The following is a 21,899-nucleotide window of genomic DNA, read 5'->3' as shown; positions in this document are numbered from 1 at the left end:
GCAGATGCGGACTTGGGATGCCGCTGTCAAGGTCGGGTCTGAAGGCCAGCCATCAAGGCCGGGGCGGGCTGCGACAGCTTCGGCACCGATGGTCAAGATCCAAGCCGACCGGTTTCGTCAACTTTTCTCGCGGGTCATTCTGGTTTCTGCCATTCTCCGTGATTATATTTCCATCCAGCGCTTGCGGTGCCGGGGGACATTGCCCCGCATCGATCGTTCGGACCAGACAGCGGGAAGATTGCCATGACCCAGACACAGCAGGTTTCCACGCATCTGCTCGATCGCGTGTCTTTGTGGCTCAAGCAGACGGCGCTGAATGGCGGCTCGCTCGAAACGCTGGTCACCGGCTTCTGCGAACGGCTCGCGGCGGCCGGCGTGCCGCTCTCGCGCGTGCATCTGAGCTTTGCCATGCTCCACCCGCTCTACGACGCGCTCGGCTTTACCTGGCAGCGCGGCAAGGGCGTCACCGTCGAGGGCTTTCGCGCCGGACAGAGCGAGACGGATGCGGAACGCTTCCTGCGCAGCCCCTATTATTACCTGTTTTCCCATGACCTCGACCATCTCCGCCGCCGCATCACGCCGGAAACGTCGATCGAGTTCCCGATCTTCGAGGAGCTGAAGCGCGATGGCGCGACCGACTATTTTGCCTTCGTCCAGTCGTTCAGCGAGAGCCACGGCCAGGGCATGGTCGGGTCTTGGACCACGGATGCGCCGGAAGGCTTTTCCGACCAGCTGATCGAGGCCATGCTGCGTCTGCAGAGCAGTCTCGCCGTTGCCGCCAAGATGGCGGTGCTCGGCAAGCTCGCCGACAATATGCTCACGACCTATCTGGGGGAAAACGCCGGCAAGCGCGTGCTCTCCGGCCAGATCCGTCGCGGCGATGGCGAAACCATCCGCGCTGTGCTCGTCATGGCGGACATGCGCCAGTCGACCGTGCTGGCCGAACGCGAGGGCCGCCAGGCCTATATCGACACGCTGAACCAGTTCTTCGACGCCATCGCGACCCCGTTCAATCGCGGCGGCGGCGAAATCCTCAGCTTCCTCGGCGATGGTTTCCTCGCGGTCTATCCCTGCGGCCGCCATCGCGAGCCGTCCCAGGCCGCAGCCCTTGCCGCTATGGAGGCCGTGCGACAGGCGACCGCCCGCATGGCGGACATGAACCGGGAGCGCCGGGAAAACGGGCTGAGCGAGGTCGGCTACGGCATCGGCCTGCATATCGGCAACGTCATGTTCGGCAATGTCGGCCTGCGCGATCGCCTGACGTTCTCCGCCTTCGGCACCGCCGTCAACGAGGTTTCCCGCCTGCAGGGCCTGACGAAAAAGCACTCGACCCATATCGTCGCAAGCCAGGCCTTCACCGCCTATGCCGGCGGCGAATGGGAAACGCTCGGCGAGGAAAAACTGCGCGGCGTCCGCCAGAAACTCACGGTTCTCGTGCCGAGCGAAAAGCTCCTGAAGATCGACCAGGCGGAAGCCATCCGCCACCGCACGCAGGAAAGCAGCTCCGAGGCGGAGCAGGTCATGCTGCTCTACCGCAACCGCAACATGCCACAGCGCGATATCTGGAACAAACTGCTGCAGTAGCAATTGTCTGCTCGCGGGAGCAGATCTTCAAATAACCGATACATCATGACGCTAGACCCGCAGCCGACGCCGGGAAGGCGTGACCTTGCGCTTTGCAGAGCGGTCATGGACAGGCCGAAATGCCTGCGATAGTCTTCCCTTCAAGGTTTTGGCGAAAAGCCGGCCACCATCCGCACCGGATGGAGAGAATAAGTGGGGAATGGCAGGCATGACATCAGGCGGAGACCTGTTGCGGATCGAAGACCTGAGCGTTTCTTTCGCCATGTTCGGCGGTCGGATCGATGCAGTGCGCAAGGCAAGCCTGCGCGTGCTGCCAGGCAAGGTCACAGCGCTGGTGGGCGAATCCGGCTCCGGCAAATCGGTGATCAGCCAGGCCATCATGGGCATCCTGCCGAAGTCGGCCGAAATCGGCGGCAAGATTCTCTTCAAGGATGACACCGCGCCGGGCGGCGTGGTCGATCTCGCGGCACTTGCGCCCGACGGTGCGGATATGCGTGCCTTCCGCGGCAATCGCATCGGCATGATCTTTCAGGAGCCGATGACGTCGCTCTCGCCGCTGCACACCATCGGCGACCAGATCAGCGAAAGCCTGCGCATCCACCGGGACGTCGACAAGGCCGGGCAGCGGACGCAGACCGAGGAAATGCTGCGGCTCGTCGGCTTCCCCGATCCGAAGCGCGCCTTCGGCATGTATCCCTTTGAGCTCTCCGGCGGCATGCGCCAGCGCGCGATGATCGCCATGGCGCTGATCTGCCGGCCGTCGCTGCTGATCGCGGACGAGCCGACGACGGCGCTCGACGTCACCATCCAGGCGCAGATCCTGCAACTGCTCAAGGACCTGCAGGCAACCTTCGGCATGGCCGTGCTGCTGATCACCCACGATCTCGGCGTCGTCGCCAACATGGCCGACGAGGTCGTCGTGATCTATCACGGCGAGATCATGGAAGCCGGCTCCGTCGAGGATATCTTCCGCAACCCGTCCCACCCCTACCTGCAGGGGCTGATGGCCGCCGTGCCGCATTTCGACATGAAGCCCGGCGAGCGGCTGAAGGCGCTGCGCGACGTGCCTGTCAACGTCGAGAGCCTGATCGTCCGGCGCAAAGGCGAAAGCGCGCCGAAGCGTCCGCTGCCGCGGGTCGAGGACACGCTTCCGGCACCGACCGCGGACGTTCTCCTCTCCGTTAGCCACATCGGCAAGACCTTTACCAGCCGCAAGACCGGCTGGTGGAAGAAAGGCGAGAAGAACGAACACCGCGCCGTCGACGATGTCAGCTTCGACATTCGCCGCGGAGAATGTCTCGGGCTCGTCGGCGAAAGCGGATGCGGCAAGACCACGCTCAGCAAGATCCTGATGCGGGCGCTGTCGCCCGATACCGGCTCGATCATGCTGAACGCCGCCGATGGCCCGATCGACATTCTCAAGGCGCAGGGCTCCTCGCTCGACACGCTGCGCACGCGCATGCAGATGATCTTCCAGGATCCGGTCTCCTCGCTCTCGCCGCGCATGACGGTGCAGAACATTCTGAGCGAACCGCTGGAAATTCACCATCGCGGCGATCCGAAGAGCCGGCAGCAGACGGTCAAGGCGCTCTTGAAGGCCATCGGCCTCAGCGAGCGGCACATGAACCGCTATCCCCACAGCTTTTCCGGCGGCCAGCGCCAGCGCATCGGCATTGCGCGCGCGCTCGCGCTCGGGCCGGAGCTGCTGATCTGCGACGAGCCCGTCTCCGCGCTCGACGTGTCCGTGCAGGCGCAGATCCTCAACCTCCTCAAGGACCTGCAGGCGGAACTCGGCCTTACCTACCTCTTCATCTCCCACAATCTCGCAGTCGTCGATTACATGGCGGACCGCATCGCCGTGATGTGCGCCGGCCGGATCGTGGAACTGGCGCCGCGCGAAACGCTGATGCGCGCGCCGGTCCACCCCTACACCAAGGCGCTTCTGGCCGCCGTCCCCTTCCCGGATCTCGATCGGCCGCTGGACTTCGTCGCGCTCGGCGCGAGCGGCGCCTCCGACAAGGCTCGCTGGAACGCCGCCTTCCGCCCCGGCGAAAGCGATACCGGCCTCGCGCCGGCCGACCTCGGTAACGGTCACTGGGTGCTGGCGAGCCGCAATGCCGACGTGAAGGAGCTTCAGCCGTGATCAAGCGCCGCACAACGCTCGGCCTCCTCGCCTCCGCCATCGCCCTGCCCCGGCTCATGCTGCCGAAAAACGCCATGGCGGCGGGCACGGAGCCGCAGATCCTGCTCGAAAAGATCGCGGCCGGCTCCCTGCCGCCGATGGCCGAGCGGCTTCCGAAAACGCCGCGCGTCATCAACCTTGGCGCCATCGGCCGGACGCCCGGCAGCTATAGCGGTGCCATCCGCATCCTGATCGGCAGCCAGAAAGACATCCGCGTGATGTATATCAATGGCTATGCCCGTCTCGTCGGTTACGACGAGAAGCTCGCCTTCCAGCCGGATATCCTGGAAGCCTGCGAGGTCGAGGGCGAAAAGGTCTTTACCTTCCGCATTCGCGAAGGCCATCGCTGGTCGGACGGCAGCCCGGTAACCTCCGAAGACTTCCGCTATACCTGGGAGGACGTGGTCCTCGACCCGGACCTGCGCAAGGGCGGCGTGCAGCAGGAGCTGCTGGCGGACGGCAAGCCGCCGCGGTTCGAGGTCATCGACGCGCGCACCGTGCGCTACAGCTGGGACGCCCCGAACCCGGATTTCCTGCCGAATCTCGCCTCCGCTCTGCCGCTGACGCTGCTGCTGCCGGCTGCCTACATGAAGCAGTTCCACAAGAAGTATCAGACCGAAGACCAGCTCAAGGCCTTCATGAAGCAGTACCGGGTCAAGAAGTGGGTGGACCTGCACATCAAGATGTCCCGCCAGAGCCGGCCCGACAATCCGGAGCTTCCGACCCTCGACCCCTGGATGAACACGACCGCATCGCCGGCCGAGCAGTTCCTCTTCGATCGCAATCCCTACTTCCACCGTGTCGACGAGAACGGGGTTCAGCTTCCCTATATCGACCGCGTCGTCCTCAACGTGTCGTCGCCCGGCATCATCGCGGCAAAGACCGGCGGCGGCGAAGCGGATCTGCAGGCGCAGAACATCGACTTCGTGGACTATGCCTTCATCAAGGACAGCGAGAAGCGCTATCCGGTGAAGGTCAAGCTGTGGAAGCGCGTGCAGGGCTCGCGCGTGGCGCTGCTGCCCAACCTCAATTACGGCGACCCCGTCTGGCAGGGCCTGCTGCGCGATGTCCGCGTTCGCCGGGCGCTGTCGCTGGCGATCGATCGGCGCGAGATCAACATGGTCGCCTTTTACGGTCTCGGCAAGGAAAGCGCCGATACCGTGCTGCCGGAAAGCCCGCTCTTCAAGCCGGAATATGCCGCCGCCTGGTCGCAGCACGACACCGCGCAGGCGAACCTCCTGCTGGACGCGGCGGGACTGACCAACCGCGACGAAGACGGCATGCGCCTGCTGCCGGATGGCCGCGTCGCGCAGATTGTGGTGGAAACCGCCGGCGAGAGCACGCTGGAAACCGACGTGCTCGAACTCATCACCGATCACTGGGCGAAGATCGGCATCCCCCTCTTCATCAAGACATCGCAGCGCGAAGTCTTCCGCAACCGCACCATGGGCGGCGAGATCATGATGTCCATGTGGCTCGGCCTTCCCAATGGCGTGCCGACGGCCGATATGAGCCCGGGCCAGCTGGCGCCGAGCGCGGACGACCAGCTGCAATGGCCGGTCTGGGGCATGCACTATCTCTCGCTCGGCCAGTTCGGCCACGCGCCGGAACTGCCCGAGGCGCAGAAGCTGGTGGACCTCCTGAAAGAGTGGCGCCGCTCGGCGGACACGGCCGGGCGCACGCGCATCTGGCACGAGATGCTGTCGATCTACACCGACCAGGTCTATTCCATCGGCATGGTCAATGCGACGCTCCAGCCGATCCTGCACACGGCGCGCATGCAGAACGTTCCGGAACACGGCCTCTACGGCTTCGATCCGACCTGCTTCTTCGGGGTCTACATGCCGGATACGTTCTGGCTCGGCGACAAGGTGAGCTGATCGATGCTGCGATACATTCTCTGGCGCGTCGGCGTCATGATCCCGACGCTCGTCATCATCTCGGCCCTCGTCTTCACCATCATCGAACTTCCCCCGGGCGACTATTTCGAGAGCTATATCTCGGAGATGCGCGCGCAGGGCGAAGGCGTCGATATGGCCGAGATCGAGGCGCTGCGGGCCGAATACGGCTTCGACCGCCCGCCGGTCATGCGCTATTTCCACTGGGTCGCCGGCATGCTGCAGGGCGATTTCGGCTATTCGTTCGAGTACCAGCTGCCTGTGTCCGACGTCGTCGGCGATCGCCTCTGGCTGACGGTCATGGTCTCGTTCGTGACGATCTTCTTCACCTGGATCATCGCCTTTCCGATCGGCATCTACTCGGCCACGCACCAATATAGCTGGGGCGATTACGGCCTCACCTTCCTCGGTCTCCTGGGTCTTGCGATCCCCAATTTCATGTTCGCGCTGATCCTCATGTATTTCGCCAACATGTGGTTCGGGACCTCCATCGGGCATTTGATGGACCAGAAATATCTCTCGCAGCCGATGAGCTGGGACAAGTTCCTGTCGATCCTGGAGCACCTGTGGATCCCGGTCATCATCATCGGCACGGCCGGCACCGCCGGCATGATCCGGCGGCTGCGGGCCAACCTGCTCGATGAACTCCAGAAGCAATATGTGGTGACGGCGAAGGCCAAGGGGCTTCATCCCTTTCGCGCGCTGGTGAAGTACCCGCTGCGCATGGCGCTCAACTTCTTCATCGCCGACATCGGCTCGATCCTGCCGGCGATCATTTCGGGCGCCGAAATCACCGCCATCGTGCTGTCGCTGGAAACCACGGGGCCGATGCTGATCCGGGCGCTGCAGAGCCAGGACATGTATCTGGCCGGCTCCTTCCTGATGTTCCTCGCCTTCCTCACCGTCATCGGCGTGCTCGTCTCCGACATCGCGCTGGCGTTCCTCGACCCGCGCATCCGGCTCCAGGGGGGCAGCACGAAGTGAACGCACCGCATCCGCCGTCCACCGCTCCCTTCCCTGCCACGCCGCCCGCCTGCCTGCCGGAGCCCGGCCAGCCGCTGAAGCATTTCGTCTCCACCGCGCCCTTCGATCCGATGGCCGTGGAAGCGATGAGCCAGAAGCAGAAGCACGTCTACGAGGCTTCACAGCTTCAGCTGATGTGGTGGAAGTTCAAGCGTCACCGGGTGGCCGTCGTGTCGCTCGTCTTCCTCGCTCTGCTCTACGCGATGATCACGATCGTCGAGTTCCTGGCGCCCTATAACCTGCACACCCGAAATGTCGATTTCATCCACGCGCCGCCGCAGCAGGTGCACCTGTTCGATGACGGGCAGTTCGTCGGCCCGTTCGTCTACGGCCGCACGATGAACCTCGACATGGATACGCTGCGCCGCGTCTATACGGAAGATCCGGAGCGGGTCGAAAAGCTGCGCTTCTTCTGCCGCGGCGATGCCTACGACTTCTGGGGCCTCGTCCCGGCGTCGCTGCATCTCGTCTGCCCGGCGGAGGGCGGACAGTTCTTCATGCTCGGCAGCGACCGCCTCGGCCGCGACGTGCTGTCGCGCATTCTCTACGGCGCCCGCATCTCGTTGACGATCGGCCTTCTCGGCGTGACGATGAGCTTCGTCCTCGGCATCGTCATCGGCGGTCTCGCCGGCTACAAGGGCGGCGTCTTCGATCTGATCGTCCAGCGGATCATCGAGGTGCTGCAATCGATCCCGAGCATTCCGCTCTGGATGGCGCTGGCCGCCATCATGCCGGTGACGTGGAGCCCCCTCGTCATCTATCTTGGCATCACCGCGATCCTCGGTCTTCTCGACTGGACGGGCCTTGCCCGTGCGGTGCGCTCCAAGCTGCTGGCGCTGCGCGAGGAGGACTATGTGCTCGCGGCACAGCTGATGGGCGCGCGCACCAGCCGCATCATCGGCCGCCACCTCGTGCCCGGCTTCATGTCGCACCTGATCGCCAGCGCGACCATGTCGATCCCGGCGATGATTCTCGGCGAAACCGCTTTGAGTTTCCTCGGTCTCGGCCTGCGTCCGCCGATCACCAGCTGGGGCATTCTCCTGACGGAAGCGCGCAGCGTCAGCACCATCGCTTTTTATCCGTGGTTGCTCTATCCAACCATCCCGGTCATTCTCGTCATTCTGGCCTTCAACTTTCTGGGTGACGGACTTAGAGATGCGGCTGATCCGTACAAGTGAGTTTCCAATGCTGATCAAGCTTGCCCAGCACGAAGAGCCGTGCCGATGACGCGCCGCATCGAAAATGCCCGCATTCTGATGTACAGCCACGATACGTTCGGTCTCGGCCATCTGCGCCGATGCCGGGCGATCGCCCATGCCCTGGTCGAGGATTACCGCGGCCTGCAGGTGCTGATCATTTCGGGCGCGACCATCGCCGGCGCCTATGATTACCGCGCCCGCGTCGATTTCGTGAAGATCCCGAGCGTGATCAAGTTGCGCAACGGCGAATACACCTCGATGGACCGGCACATCGATCTGAACGAGACGTTGAAGATGCGCCGTTCGATCATCCGGCACACGGCCGAGACCTTCAAGCCCGACATCTTCATCGTCGACAAGGAGCCCATGGGCCTTCGCGGCGAGGTGGAGGACACGCTCTCCTACCTCAAGCACCAGGGCACGGCCCTGGTGCTCGGCCTGCGCGAGGTCATGGACGCGCCGCATCTCCTGGAAGCCGAATGGAAGCGCAACGACGTGATGCGCAAGATCGGACAGTTCTACGATACCGTCTGGGTCTACGGCCCGCCCGATTTCTACGATCCGCTCGTCGGTCTCGACGTGCCGGCGTCGGTGCGCGCGCGCATGAATTTCGTCGGCTTCCTCCAGCGCAGCGTCTCGCTCGACGTCAGCTCCGAGCACAAGCCGAAGGGCGAGTACATCCTGATCACCACCGGCGGCGGCGGCGATGGATCGGACCTCGTCCACGATGTCGTGGACGCCTACCGGGCCGACCCGACATTGACGCATCCTTCCTTCGTGGTGCTTGGCCCCTACATGCCGGCAAAGCAGCGCCACAAGCTGCTCTCCAAATGCGCGCTGACGCCGCATCTGCAGGTGATCGAGTTCGACAACCGCATGGAGGAACTGATTGCCAATGCGAGCGGCGTCGTCGCCATGGGCGGCTACAACACCTATTGCGAGATCCTCTCCTTCGACAAGCCGGCCCTGATCGTTCCGCGCGTCGTGCCGCGCGAGGAACAGCTGATCCGCGCCCGCCGCGCCAGCGAACTCGGTCTGGTCGATATGCTGCTGCCGCAGGAAGCCGCCGACCCCAAGCGGCTCGCCGCCGCGCTGCATGCCCTGCCGCACCGCGCTCCGCCCTCCCATCACGCCGCCAACATGCATCTGGATGGGCTGAGCAATATTTCCCGGATCGTCGGCGACATGCTCGATGGGCGGGACCGCGACCATCTGAGCGTCGTGAAGGCCTGAAACGTCATGCAAAGCCGCAAGATCGTCGTCATCCTGAAGGGCTATCCACGCCTGTCGGAAACCTTCATCGCGCAGGAACTGCTCGGCCTCGAACAGGCGGGGCTCGAATTGTCGCTGATCTCGATGCGCCACCCCACCGACAAGAAGCGCCATCCCGTTCACGACGAGATCCGCGCGCCGGTGCTCTATCTGCCGGAATATCTCCATCACGAACCGTTGCGCGTGCTGCGCGGGCTTTGGGCCGCCACCCGGCGCGCGGGCTTCCGCAAGGCCTTCGCAGCGTTCAGACGCGACCTTGCCCGCGACATCTCGCGCAACAGGGTCCGCCGCTTCGGCCAGGCCGCCGTGCTTGCCGCGGAATGGCCGGAGGGCGGCGCTTGGCTGCATGCCCATTTCATCCACACGCCGGCTTCCGTCGCCGCTTATGCGAGCCTCCTGACCGATATTCCCTGGACATGCTCGGCCCATGCCAAGGACATCTGGACCTCGCCCGACTGGGAGCTGACCGACAAGCTCGCCTCCAACCGCTGGACCGTGACCTGCACCGAAACCGGCTTCCAGCATCTCCGCACGCTCGCGACCGACAAGACAAGCGTGCATCTGAGCTATCACGGCCTCGACCTTGCCCGATTCTCGCCCTTCGATGCGGAGCGCCCTCTGCGTGACGGCAGCGACCCTGCCGATCCCTTGATCATTCTCAGCGTCGGCCGGGCCGTGGAAAAGAAGGGCTACGACCTCCTGTTGACGGCACTCGCGCGCCTGCCTGCAAATCTCGCCTGGCGCTTCGTGCATATCGGCGGCGGCACGCTGGCCAAGTCGCTGAAGGCCATGGCGACCGATCTCGGCATCGCCGACCGCATCGACTGGCTCGGCGCGATGGCGCAGGAAGACGTGCTCGCCCGCTATCGGGCATCCGACATCTTCGCGCTCGCCTGCCGCATCGGCGCCGACGGCGACCGGGACGGCCTGCCGAACGTGATCGTCGAGGCGTCGAGCCAGAAGCTCGTCTGCGTCTCCACCACGATTTCCGGCGTGCCCGAACTCCTGTCGAACGGTGAAACCGGCCTGCTCGTGCCGCCCGAAGACCCCCAGGCGATTGCAGAGGCCCTGGAGCGCGCCATCCGCGATCCTGCCCTGCGCAAAACCCTGGGAGACGCCGCCGAACGGCGCGTCCGGCGCGATTTCGACTACCACACCAGCATCACCCAGCTACGCAATCTCTTTGAAACCGAATGGCGGACCGCACCATGACCGATCCGGAACCGAAACGCGTTCTCTTCTACGTCCAGCACCTGCTCGGCATCGGCCACCTCACCCGGGCGAGCCGGATCGCCAATGCGCTCGCGGTGCGGGGCTTCGACGTGACGGTCGTGACCGGCGGCAAGCCCGTCTCCGGCTTTCCCGGCCCGGCCGTCCGCCACATCGCGCTGCCGCCCGTCGTCTCCAGCGACGAAGGTTTTTCCGCGCTGCAGGACATGGACGGCAACCCGGTGGACGACGCGTTTCGCGACATGCGCCGCGATCGCCTGCTCGCCATCCTCCACGAAACCCGGCCGCACGCCATCCTCACCGAGGCCTTTCCTTTCGGCCGGCGGCAGATGCGCTTCGAGCTCCTGCTTTTCCTCGACGCCGCCCGCGCCATGCCGGAGCCGCCGAAGATTTTCGCATCGGTCCGCGATATCCTGCAGAAGCGCCCCAAGCCGGAGCGCGACCGGGAAACGGTCGACTACATTGACCGCTACTTCGACCGCATCCTCATCCATGGCGATCCGACCTTCGCCCGCCTCGAGGAGACCTTTCCGCATGCCGACGAGATCGCCGACAAGGTGGTCTATACCGGCCTCGTCGCCCCGCCGCAGCCGGAGCCACCCGCAGACAGGTTCGAAGTCGTCGTTTCCGCCGGCGGCGGGGCGGTCGGCCGGCACGTTCTGCATGCGGTCGTCGGGGCAACCGCCATCATCCGCCCGGAAAAGCCCTGGGCGCTGATCACGGGCCCGAACCTCGCCCAGGCCGATCATGATGCGATCGCCGCCGGTGTGGTCGGCAACGTCAAGGTCTTCCGGTTCCGACCGGACTTTGCCAGCCTCCTGTCCGTCGCCCGTCTCTCGGTGTCGCAGGCCGGCTACAACACCGTCTGCGACATCCTGCGGGCACGCTGCCGGGCGATCGTCGTGCCCTTCACCACGGGTGGCGAAACGGAACAGGCGGCCCGCGCCGAACGGCTGGAACGCCTCGGCCTCGTCTCGACGCTCGGGGATGCCGACCTCTCGGCCGAGCGGATGGCCGCCGCGATCCGCGCCGGTCTCGATGCCTCGGCCTTCCCCGAAGGAGACCTGTCGATCGACCTGGAAGGCGCAGACCGGACGGCCGATATCCTGCGCGACATGCTGTAGGACGGGCGACCGCGCAAGCGTCGGGGGAGACGCTGAGAACAACGCGTTTGCGGGTGGTTTTCCGGCTATGAGTGCTATAGATTCCGTCTGAACGGAGGAGACAGACGAGCACCTGGTTCCCCGCGTCGTCTCCGCTTCGTCTCGATGGCAGCCCTTCATGGATATCCGCCTTACCCGTTACATCTGGACCCACACGCGCAAGCAGCAAATGTGGATCCTCATGATCGTCGCCATCTCGATGATCCCGTATTTCCTATCGTTCGACCTGCCCAAGCAGATCGTCAACGGCCCGATCCAGGGGAAGGGTTTCGAGCAGCCCGGCGCCACCCAGCGGTTCTTCGACGTCTCCTTTTCGCTGCCCTGGATCGGGGATGTCACCCTGTTCGACGGCCTCGACCTGACGCGGATGGAAACGCTCTACGCGCTGAGCGTGATCTTCCTCCTGCTCGTCATCGTCAACGGCCTCTTCAAGCTCTACATCAACACCTATAAGGGCCGGCTCGGCGAACGCCTGCTGCGCCGCATCCGCTTCGAACTCGTCGATCGCATCCTTCGCTTCCCCCCCACCCAGTTCAAGCGGATGAAGGGGGCGGAAGTCTCCTCCATGGTCAAGGACGAGGTGGAGCCGCTTGGCGGGTTCACCGGCGATGCCTTCGTCTCGCCGGCTCTGCTCGGCGGACAGGCGCTGACCGCCCTCGCCTTCATCTTCATGCAAAACATGTGGCTCGGCTTCATCGCCGCCTTCATGGTCGGCATCCAGGCGACGATCATCCCGCGCATGCGCCGCCGCCTTCTCGTGCTCGGCCGCGAGCGCCAGATCACGGCGCGCGAACTTGCCGGCCGCGTGAGCGAGATCGTGGACGGCATCGGCACCATCCACGCCTACGACACCTCGAACTACGAGCGCGCCGACGTGGCCGCGCGGCTGGGGCGGATCTACAAGATCCGTTACGATCTCTACCAGTGGAAGTTCATGGTGAAGTTCATCAACAACTTCCTCGCACAGCTGACGCCCTTCCTGTTCTACTGCATCGGCGGCTATCTCGCTCTGCGCGGCCAGCTCGACATCGGCCAGCTCGTCGCCGTCATCAGCGCCTACAAGGACCTGCCGGGCCCGCTGAAGGAGCTGATCGACTGGGATCAGCTGCGCCAGGACGTGCAGGTGAAATATGTCCAGGTGGTCGAGCAGTTCACGGTCGATTCGCTGATCGATCCGAAGATCCAGGCCGTCTCCACAATCGGCGCGGCCGGCGCGGCCGGTGCGGCCGGAGCCGTTGCGGTCGGTGCCGGCATGGCGGCTGCGGGCATGGGCCGTTCAAGTGCTGACAATGGCGAGCCCTGCAAGAAGACGGGTTCGCTGGCCGCATCCGGTCTCACGCTGGCCGACGACAGCGGCGCGCGCCTGCTGGAGCATGTGTCGGTCGAGATCAAGCCGGGCGAAAAGGTGGCCATCATCGGCGGGGCGGCCAGCGGCGGCGACGTTTTGGCCGAGGCTTTCGGCCGCCTGATCTGGCCGGAGGGCGGCAAGATCACGCTCGGCGGCGAAGATCTGCTGCACATGCCGGAATCGGTCGTCGGCCGCAGCATCACCTACGCCTCGTCGGACACGTTCTTCTTCTACGGCTCGCTGCGCGACAACCTGCTCTACGGCCTGAAACATGCGCCGCTGGCCGCCGCGACCTATGAGGGCAGCCTTGCGGCCCACCGCAAATGGGAAGTGACGGAAGCCAAGCTCGCCGGAAATCCCGACTACGACGTCAATGGCGACTGGATCGACTATGTCGCCGCCGGCGCGACGCATGCCGAGGACCTGTTCCCCTCGATCCTCGCCGTGCTCGACACGGTGCAATTGTCGAAGGACATTCTCGACCTCGCTCTGCGCACCAATATCGATCCCGCCGACCGGCCGGAATTTGCGGCCAGCATCGTGGAAATGCGCCAGGCCCTGCGCGAGGAACTGGAAGAAGCCGGCCTCAACGGGCTGATCGCCTATTTCGAGCCCGGCGAATACAATATGGAAGCGACCGTCGGCGAAAACCTGCTGTTCGGCACGGCGACCGCCCCGAGCGTTGCCGGCCGCGCCATCGCCAAGAACCCCTACTTCCGCAAGGTCGTCTCGGAAACCGGGATCGACAGCGTGCTGTTCGACATGGGCTACCAGATTGCCGAGAACGCGGTCGAGCTTTTCGCCGACCTGCCGCCGGATCATCCCTTCTTCCAGCAGCTGACCTTCATGACGGCGGACGATATTCCGGCCTACCAGCTTCTGCTGCAGAAATATGCCGGCAAGGGTCTGGAGACCGCCAGCGAGGACGATCGCTACCAGATCATCCGTCTGAGCTTCAACTACGTCGAGCCCCGCCACCGCTTCGGTCTCCTGACCGACGACCTGATGGCGCAGATCGTCGAGGTTCGCCGTCAGTTCCACGCGAACATGCCGGAAGACCTCACCCACGACATCGAGCGCTACGATCCGGAGAAGTACCTCGCCTCGGCCAGCCTGATGGACAACGTGCTGTTTGGCCGTATCAGCCACAAGCACACAGACGGTTCCAAGCGCATCCGCGCCATCGTCTCCTCGCTCCTGAACTCGCAAGGCCTGATCGAGCAGGTGCTGGATATCGGTCTCGACTTCAATCTGGGCGCCGGCGGCAAGCGGCTGACCGCCGTCCAGCGGCAGAAGCTCAATCTGGCCCGCGCCATCATCCGCCGCTCGGACTATTATGTCTTCAACAGGCCTCTTCCCAGCCTCGATCACCGGCTGCAGGACGAAATCGTCCGCGACGTGATGAAGCTTCTGACCCGCAACGGCGCCAACCCCGCCGTGATCTGGGTCCTGTCGAACAACGGCCTGACGAAACTGTTCGAGCGCGTTCTGGTATTTGATCGCGGCGCGCTGGTCGAGGATGACACGCACGCCAATCTGTTCAACAATGACGGCGTCTTTAAACAGTTGGTAACCTCGTGATACCTACGGGGACCGGAAGATTGGCAGGCACCAGACGACGGGCGGGCATTGCTGCCGCACCCGGAACGTTCAGGGCATGTACCGCCGAATATGGGAGTTGACGAGCTGATGTTGCTGAAGGACGAAGTGCAGATGCTGCGGCGGGTGCCGCTCTTTTCCGGCGTCGAAGCGGGCAAGCTGAAGCTGCTGGCCTTCACCTCGGATCGGGTGAGCTATGGCGTCGGCGAAACGCTCTTCCACCAGGGCGATGCCGGCGATGCGGCCTATGTCGTGCTCGACGGCAAGGCGGAGATCCTGGTCGACTCGGCAACCGGCCCGATCCGCGTGGCCGAAGTCGAGCGCAACTCGATCGTCGGTGAAATCGCCATCCTCTGCGACGTGTCGAGAACGGCAACCGTGAAGACGACGACGACCGTCGAGGCCCTGCGCATACGCAAGGACCATTTCATCAAGCTGCTCACCGACTTTCCGGAAATCACCATCGAGATCATGCGTGTGCTGGCCGACCGGCTGAGCCACACGACGAGCGAGCTGACCGAAGCCCGCAGCCGCGTTCGGGAACTCGAATAGGCCCCGGATCGCAAGAACGCGTCTTACATCTCGGTGATCTCGCCGCTCAAAAGGTCGATCCGGAAATCGATCGCGGGCAGTCCACTGCGGTAGGCCTCGAACATCGACAGCATCGCGGCGATGCCGCTCTGGGCGGAACCGTCCGGCCAGGCCTGCGCCAGATAGAGCGCTGAGAGCCGGTCGTAGAAGCGCATGCGCTGCGGGCTGATGGCGGTCGCTCCGAGATCGCTTCCCATGCGCAGCCGGTACCAGTCGCCGAGGAAGGCGATGGCCGACAAGGCTTCGGGGCCGTTCGTCTCCTGAGATCGCGGCGGTCCGGGCGCCACGGCAAGCATCGCGACGGCGACGTCCATTGGCACCACGGGCCGGACGGCGAGCCGCGCGAGATCGCCGAGCGTGGCGGCCCGCAACAGCGCCGCGAGCGCTGCCGGCCACTCGCGCTTCAGGTGCCTGCGCCAGGCGAGATGCCCGATATGCGCCGAGAGAAACGCCCCATAGCGCGTCGCCTCGGCCATGCCGCCGGTCTGGACATTGGTCCGGCGCACTTCCGCGGCGTAGAGCGCCCCGATCGCGGCATCCATCGGCATATCCCCGAGCGAAACCGTCTCGATCTCGGCCGCACCGGCACGCAGCGTCAGGATCTTGTAGGCCGGGGGGAAACCGGCAAGCGAGGGCACGGCCACGTTGACGAAAGCCCGCTCGCCGCGCCGCATCCGCGCCGTGTCGTTGACATGGAGATGGCCGCTGAAATGCAGCGATATCCCCGCCTCGATGAAGGCCTCTCCGACAGCATCGTCCGGAATGCGGCCGGACGTCGCCGTCGGCCCCAGAAGCGCGATCTCGGCGGCCCGCGTTCCATCCAGCGGATCGAGCGCGGGATAGTGGGAGAACGCGACGAGACGCTTGCCGCGCCGCGCCGCCCGCGCGCCGACATCCTTCATCCAGGAGATCACATGGCGTTTGTGCACCAGCATCGCATTCCATCCGGCCGATGTGCTGTCGACCCAGTCGTCCGATCCGTCGAGGGGCACGAAAACATTCGCGTCGATCATCAGCAGCCACAGGCCTTCGACAGGCTCGACCAGATAGGAGGCCTCCATCAGCGGCCGGCATGTTTCCCCGCTGTCCGAGACCGCGATGAACATCCGCTCATGGGTTTCGCCCCGTGGCCCGAACGGCGTTTCCCAGTGGAGATAGCCGTTCTGCGGAAAATAGCCGTGCTCCCGGAGCGGTATCAGCCCGTCGGGATAGCCGGGGCAGAACATGGAAGGCGACACGGTGACCGGGAGGTCGCGCGGAATGCCGGCCGGCAAGGGATCGTGCACGTCGGTAACCGGATGGCTCGTCACCACGGCGCTCGATCCGTCGGCGTCCAGAAACCGTTTCGTCCGGTGCCGACCGGCATCGCCGAAGATGTCGTGGTTTCCGGGCAAGGCGAAGAAGGCGATGCCGTGCCGCGTGCCGTAGTCCTCGAGGATGGCCGCAACCGCTGCCGTCGTCGCGATCTGGCCGTCATCGGTGTAGTCGCCGAGGAGAACCACATGCCGGATGCCGCGGGCGGCGACATCGTCGAGCGCAGTGCGGAAGGCCTGGAGGCTCTCGTTGAACACCCGGGTCGATCGGGCCGCCTCCGCCAGGGGCCGCACGGACAGGCCCCCGGTCTGCGCAGCGCCGGGAAAACCGAAATCGGCGGCGGGATCGTGGACATGGGCGTCTGCGATCACGGCGATCGGCGGAAAAACCTCAAAAGGCATGGCAACGGCAACGGTTTCGAAATCGGGATCGGATAGCGTGACCCTGTCTCTGGCACGGGACGCGAGAAAAAGCGAATGCCTGTCTCGCTTCATATGGACAGTTTGGATAACATGTCAAAAATACGGCCGGACACAGAAGCCGGCAGGGTCGATCCTGACCCGCGCAAGAGAGAGGGACAGTCGCGGCAAGCCATGTGATGGTGGCGGGTCGAAACTGGAAGCAAACTGTGAACGATCATGTGTTTCGCGTACGTTTCTGGGGCGTTCGAGGAAGCCTGCCGGTATCGGGGGCCGAATTCCAGCGCTATGGCGGCCGGACCGTCTGCATCGAGATGCAATGCGGAAACGAACGCCTGATCTTCGACGCAGGGTCCGGACTGATGCCGGCCGGCATGGCCCTGAAGGCCGAAGGCGTCTCCGCGTTCAACCTGTTCTTCACCCACTGCCACTACGACCACATCATCGGCCTGCCGTTCTTCCCGCCCCTCTACGATCACTCGGCCGACGTCACGATCTGGTCCGGCCATCTCGCCGGGCGCATGTCGACGCGCCAGATGATCGGCGAGTTCATGCGGCCGCCCTGGTTCCCGGTCGAGCCCGATATCTGCCGCGCCGCGCTCGACGCGCGGGATTTCCGATCGGGCGACCGCCTCGCCCCGGTTTCCGGCATCGAGATCCGCACCGGCAGCCTCAACCATCCCGGCGGCGCCGTCGGCTACCGCGTCGAATGGGGTGGACGGGCCTGCGCGCTCATCACCGATACGGAACACCATCCCGGCGTGCTCGATCCCGCCGTTCTCGAACTGATTGAAGGCTGCGACCTTTTCATCTACGACGCCATGTATGACGATGCCGAGATGGAACGGCATGTCGGCTATGGCCATTCCTCGTGGGAACAGGGCATCCGTCTGGCCAAGGCGGCCGGCGCCAAGCGCGTCGCCTTCATGCATCACGCCCCCTTCCGCACGGACGATGCCCTCGATGCCGTGGGGAAGAAGGCAAAGATCCTCTTCCCCGGCGCCTTCCCGGCCTATGACGGCCAGGTCATCGATCTCTGATCGAAGGCGGACGGCGAACAGAGCCTTATCCCTGAACCTCGCCGACGCAGACCCGGTTGCGTCCCGTGCGCTTGGCTTCGTAAAGCCCGGCATCCGCGATATGGATCGCCTGTTCCAAAAGGGGTTCTTCATCCCGGAAGAGCGCAACACCGATGCTCGCGGTCACCGGGATGGTCTCGTTGCCCACCTCGAAGGGCGTCGCCTCGATCACCCGACAGAGCAGTTCGGCAAGTCGCACCGCATCCTCCAGAGAGGCGTCGTGAAGCACGGCGACGAATTCCTCTCCGCCCCAGCGTGCAAGCACATCCTGCTGTCGTTTGAGGTGGTTCTGCAGTCGCTCGGCAAATTGTTTCAGGACGATATCCCCGGACGCATGGCCGTAGCGGTCGTTGATCGACTTGAAGTGATCGATATCCGCGATCAGGACGGCCATCGGCCGCTGCTGGCGGCGCCCGGCGCCGATGATCGCGAGCGTCCGCTCCTCCAGTCCCCGGCGATTGGCAAGACCCGTGAGGGGATCCGTCGTCGCCGTCACCCGCATATGCCGCTGCGCCTCCTCGAGCGTCATCGCCACGAGGCCGACATAGATAAGGACGCTGAAGGTCTGGTCGATGAACACCGAAACGAAGACATAGTCGCTGCTCGGACCGATCCCTCCATAGCCGAGAACTTCCCCGACGACGAGCGAAACCGCCGTCGCCCCAAGCGTCACGGCATAGACGGCCAGCGCCGAGCCGATCAGGATCTGCGACGGAAGACGTGTCTGCCGACGACGTTTGAGGAAACTCCAGGAGGCCGTCGCCAGCGTGTAGACCAGCACGACCATGGTCAGCGCCAGCACGTAGCGCGTCGACAGGCCCGCGGTCGACGTGCTCCAGTGGACAAGCGCCGGCACGATCGACGTCACCAGAAAGCTGAAAGGGTCGAGAGGGACGCCGAAAAACGACTTTGCGCCCGTCCGCACCGAAACGATGCTGATCGTGACGATAAAATAGATGAGCGCGCCGTTCTCCGGACTGAAGTTCGGGTAATTGGCATCCTGATAGGTCAGCCAGAGCCCCGCAGCCGAACAGATGATGCTGAGCGTCCAGAAACGATACGCAGTCACCGCGCCGGGCCGGAAACTGTAGAGAATAAAAATAATCAGAAAACCCGCTCGTGCCAAAACGCCCGAGACCAGCAGGGTCTGCACCTCAACCATCGATACTCCCCGACGGGGAACGACCCCCAGAATCTACATATAAAAACACGCTATATTACGCATACAAAAATAAGTTTAATAGCATACGAGCATGCTGCTCAATCGGTTATTTGAGAGCCAGTGACGGGGTTGTCGATGACGAGAGAGCGAAACGATCCGATTCCGATGGCGTCCGGCATGAACGTCCGGTTGCCGACCTGTGCGGCAGGCAATTGCTTTCGTCGGATGGCGTCCGTGCCTGCCTTGCTCGCCTTGGCTTTGCTCGCATCGGCCTTCCTCGCATCGACAGCACCGGCGCTCGCGCAAGATCCCGAAAGCGGCGGGTCACCGCCCTCGTCCGGGCTCGGTGCCGGCGATCTCCTCATTCGCGCCCGTATTACCGGCGTGCTGCCCTACGACCTGCGATCACGGATCGACCTGATCGGCGGCGCGGTGCAGGTGGATCGCATGGTGCTGCCGGATGTCGATGTCAGCTATTTCCTCACCGATCACATCGCCGTCACGGGTCAGACGGGCGTGCTGAAGACGCGCTTCCGGATCAAGGGCAGCCTTGTCGGCGATATCGATGTGGGCTCCATCTTGACGATCCCGCTCGCCCTGTCGGCCGACTATCACTTCCTGCCGGACGCGCGCTTCAACCCCTATCTCGGCGTCGGCGCCGTGGCGACCTGGTACACAGGCGCAAAACCCGCAAGCCCGCTGGTGAAAAGCTTCAGCGTCGAGCGCCAGATCTCTCCCATGGTCCGCATCGGCATGGATGTCCGGATGACGGAGAAGTGGTTCGCCAACACGGAAATGCGCCTCGTCCTGCCCCCGACGCAGGTGCTGACCAATTCCGGCGTGACGGCCCGCACGGACGTGAAGAGCCTCTCGCTCGGCGTCGGCGTCAGCTACCGGTTCTGACATCCTCGACCAGTTCGGAAAGCGTCACCCACCGGCAGGCGGGATGCGGTTCCACGCCTGCGAAGAGATCGCCGAGAAAGCCCCAGACCGCCGCGTCGTGAACGAGATGATGCGTCAGGAGCCCGACGCTTCCCCCCGTATCGAGGCACGTCGTCAGACGCGCCGCAATCTCGCGCCGAAGATCCCCCCGGTCGCGGCAGCCGCGCGTGCCGTGCCAGTCCATCACGTCCACATGCGTGTTGACCATCGGCAATGCGCCGGATTTCTCCGGCCCGTAGACCGACAGGGCCCGAAATCCGAGATCGGGCAGGCGCGCCGCGAGCGTCATGTCGATCCGGTTCCATGGCGGTACCAGCACCGGCAGAAACCGTTCCCGATGCAGGGCCGAAAGCTTGGCAAAGCCCGCCGAAAGCTCTTCGAGAACGACATCGGCCGGACGGTCGGCGCCGAGTTCCGCCCGCTTCGCTCGCTCGGCCGCATGATTGGCATGGCGCCAGCCATGCACCGTCACGTGAACCAGCGGCGAACGCGCGAGCCGCGCGGCAAGAGCCTCGCCTGTCGGCTCGGGGATAACCGCGAGCGCCAGCGGCACGCCATGGCTTTCGGTCAAGGACAGGAGGCGATCGAGCGCGGGCGTCGGCTCGATCGCATCGTCGTCGCGCAGCCAGAAGCGCGCCACACGACCCGCCGCCTGAAAACGGTCGAGGACGGCGATGATATCGTCCAAACCGTTCGTGCTCTGAGCCCCGCTCATAAGGGCGCTCCGCTCTTCGCCGGCACATGACCATCGAGGATGTCGGCGAGCCGGACTGCGGCCGGTGCAAGCGCGCGCTCCCTCCCCGCAAACAGCCGAGCCTCCGCCCCCATCGCCTGTCGTCGCGTCTCATCCGCCAGAAAAGCGGCGATCGCCCCGGCATAGGCCTCGACGTCGCCCGCCGGCGTCAGCGCACCGGTCCGCCCGTGCTGCACCACTTCGGGAACGCCGGCGATGGCCTGCGCCACCACCGGCAGGCCGGCGGCCTGCGCCTCCAGATAGGCAAGCCCATAGGCTTCGCCGCAGCCGGGCCAGACATAGAGCGAGGAGGTCGACAGCAAGGCGGCCACCTCCTCCGCACTGCGCTCGCCGGCCCAGACGACCCGACCGGGCCCGAGCGGCGCGAACAGGGCCTCGACCTCGCCCCGCGCCTTGCCGTCCCCGACGATCGTCAGCGTGAACGGCAGATGCAGCAGCCGCGAGAGCGCCGCCGCCAGCATCCGGTAACTGTCCATCTTGTCGCCCGGACGCATCATCGCCACGGTCACCAGCCGGCCGGGATGCGGTGCCGGTTCGTTCGCCAGGAAGAGCGTGGGGTCGATGAACGGCTGCAGGCGCTCGACACGGGCGGCCGGTGCCCCTTCGAGAATGCCGATCCTGTCGCGCTCCGTCATCGAGATATTGACGGATGCGGCCGTCAGCGTGTCCAAAAGCGCGGCCTGCGCCGCGGCCCAGCCCTGTCCGTCCCGCCGCGCCGAATAGGAGGCCTCGGCCGTGACATAGCCGATGCCATGGCCATGCGCGAGCGGCGGCCCGAGAAGGTCCGGCGCCTTGTAATAGGGGTGATAGCAGAACCAGCAGTCGGGCACGCCCTCCGTCCGCCAGTCGGCTTCGATGCGCTCCCGCTCCGCATCCGCCGCAACCCGGAGATCATCGATATCCTGAGGACTGCGCAGGAAGCTGCGCAACTCGGAAACGAGGCTCACCTGATGCCCGGCGCACGCCAGCGCCTCCATCATCAGCCGCGACATCAGCCGGTCGCCGGACGGGGTCGGGTGCCGGGGAGACTTGAGGGGAGCGTAGAATGCGATCTTCATGCGCCCTGATCTACACCATCGCCGCCCCCGCTTTCAAATGCTTCTGCCGGAAGAGAGGCCATGGTGAACCGGCGATAAAGTA

16 protein-coding genes are annotated in these 21,899 nt (G+C 64.6%); 12 read left to right on the top strand and 4 right to left on the bottom strand.

Annotation, left to right across the window (positions count from 1 at the left end):
• The first annotated feature begins 243 nt into the window (after nt 1-243).
• The 10 genes from C8J36_RS00810 (at nt 244) to C8J36_RS00765 (ending at nt 15,050) form a co-directional block, all read left to right on the top strand.
• Complete coding sequence (locus tag C8J36_RS00810; RefSeq protein WP_132531588.1) at nt 244-1,584, top strand: adenylate/guanylate cyclase domain-containing protein; 1,341 nt, start codon at nt 244-246, stop codon at nt 1,582-1,584.
• 208 nt (nt 1,585-1,792) lie between these two features.
• Entirely contained in the window at nt 1,793-3,727 is a 1,935-nt protein-coding gene (locus tag C8J36_RS00805; RefSeq protein WP_132531585.1) for an ABC transporter ATP-binding protein, read from the top strand.
• Complete coding sequence (locus C8J36_RS00800) at nt 3,724-5,646, top strand: ABC transporter substrate-binding protein (protein ID WP_132531582.1); 1,923 nt, start codon at nt 3,724-3,726, stop codon at nt 5,644-5,646. Before C8J36_RS00805 ends, C8J36_RS00800 begins: the two co-directional genes overlap by 4 nt.
• A 3-nt stretch (nt 5,647-5,649) precedes the next feature.
• Nucleotides 5,650-6,648 (top strand): ABC transporter permease, encoded by a 999-nt coding sequence (locus C8J36_RS00795; protein ID WP_132531579.1) that lies wholly within the window; start codon nt 5,650-5,652, stop codon nt 6,646-6,648.
• Nucleotides 6,645-7,865: an ABC transporter permease gene (locus tag C8J36_RS00790; RefSeq protein ID WP_062591900.1), complete on the top strand. Its 1,221-nt coding sequence runs from the start codon at nt 6,645-6,647 to the stop codon at nt 7,863-7,865. The genes C8J36_RS00795 and C8J36_RS00790 overlap by 4 nt, the downstream gene beginning before the upstream one ends.
• A gap of 45 nt (nt 7,866-7,910) precedes the next feature.
• Nucleotides 7,911-9,119, top strand: coding sequence for a glycosyltransferase family protein (locus C8J36_RS00785; protein WP_062591899.1), 1,209 nt, complete (start codon nt 7,911-7,913; stop codon nt 9,117-9,119).
• Nucleotides 9,120-9,125: 6 nt separating this feature from the next.
• The gene (locus C8J36_RS00780) at nt 9,126-10,370 is read left to right on the top strand and encodes a glycosyltransferase family 4 protein (RefSeq protein WP_132531576.1); all 1,245 of its coding nucleotides are present in this window, start codon (nt 9,126-9,128) and stop codon (nt 10,368-10,370) included.
• Nucleotides 10,367-11,512, top strand: coding sequence for a glycosyltransferase (locus C8J36_RS00775; RefSeq protein WP_132531573.1), 1,146 nt, complete (start codon nt 10,367-10,369; stop codon nt 11,510-11,512). The genes C8J36_RS00780 and C8J36_RS00775 overlap by 4 nt, the downstream gene beginning before the upstream one ends.
• Before the next feature lie 157 nt (nt 11,513-11,669).
• Nucleotides 11,670-14,480, top strand: a complete 2,811-nt coding sequence (locus tag C8J36_RS00770; RefSeq protein WP_132531570.1) for an ABC transporter ATP-binding protein — start codon at nt 11,670-11,672, stop codon at nt 14,478-14,480.
• Nucleotides 14,481-14,588: 108 nt separating this feature from the next.
• On the top strand, nt 14,589-15,050 hold the full coding sequence (locus C8J36_RS00765; protein WP_062476632.1) for a Crp/Fnr family transcriptional regulator: 462 nt from the start codon (nt 14,589-14,591) through the stop codon (nt 15,048-15,050).
• A 23-nt stretch (nt 15,051-15,073) separates the two neighbouring features.
• On the opposite strand, the gene C8J36_RS00760 is transcribed toward C8J36_RS00765, so the two are convergent.
• Nucleotides 15,074-16,804, bottom strand: a complete 1,731-nt coding sequence (locus tag C8J36_RS00760) for a metallophosphoesterase (protein WP_165914911.1) — start codon at nt 16,802-16,804, stop codon at nt 15,074-15,076.
• A 227-nt stretch (nt 16,805-17,031) separates the two neighbouring features.
• Here C8J36_RS00760 and C8J36_RS00755 point away from each other — a divergent pair, with 227 nt between their 5' ends.
• Nucleotides 17,032-17,862: an MBL fold metallo-hydrolase gene (locus C8J36_RS00755; RefSeq protein ID WP_062591892.1), complete on the top strand. Its 831-nt coding sequence runs from the start codon at nt 17,032-17,034 to the stop codon at nt 17,860-17,862.
• 25 nt (nt 17,863-17,887) lie between these two features.
• On the opposite strand, the gene C8J36_RS00750 is transcribed toward C8J36_RS00755, so the two are convergent.
• Nucleotides 17,888-19,063: a GGDEF domain-containing protein gene (locus C8J36_RS00750; protein ID WP_132531561.1), complete on the bottom strand. Its 1,176-nt coding sequence runs from the start codon at nt 19,061-19,063 to the stop codon at nt 17,888-17,890.
• Between the two features lie 234 nt (nt 19,064-19,297).
• Here C8J36_RS00750 and C8J36_RS00745 point away from each other — a divergent pair, with 234 nt between their 5' ends.
• Nucleotides 19,298-19,966 (top strand): OmpW family outer membrane protein, encoded by a 669-nt coding sequence (locus C8J36_RS00745; RefSeq protein WP_165914910.1) that lies wholly within the window; start codon nt 19,298-19,300, stop codon nt 19,964-19,966.
• On the opposite strand, the gene C8J36_RS00740 is transcribed toward C8J36_RS00745, so the two are convergent.
• Together C8J36_RS00740 and C8J36_RS00735 are read right to left on the bottom strand one after the other, a co-directional pair.
• A complete protein-coding gene (locus C8J36_RS00740) occupies nt 19,950-20,720 on the bottom strand; it encodes a polysaccharide deacetylase family protein (RefSeq protein WP_132531555.1) in 771 nt (256 codons plus the stop codon). The genes C8J36_RS00745 and C8J36_RS00740 overlap by 17 nt on opposite strands.
• Nucleotides 20,717-21,817, bottom strand: coding sequence for a glycosyltransferase family 4 protein (locus tag C8J36_RS00735; RefSeq protein ID WP_132531552.1), 1,101 nt, complete (start codon nt 21,815-21,817; stop codon nt 20,717-20,719). Before C8J36_RS00735 ends, C8J36_RS00740 begins: the two co-directional genes overlap by 4 nt.
• Nucleotides 21,818-21,899: the final 82 nt, after the last annotated feature.

Origin of the sequence: Rhizobium sp. PP-F2F-G48, assembly GCF_004342335.1 — a bacterium.
Taxonomy (GTDB): domain Bacteria; phylum Pseudomonadota; class Alphaproteobacteria; order Rhizobiales; family Rhizobiaceae; genus Ferranicluibacter.
The sequence above is the reverse complement of the archived record's forward strand: the minus strand, read 5'-3'. Positions and strand labels throughout refer to the sequence as shown.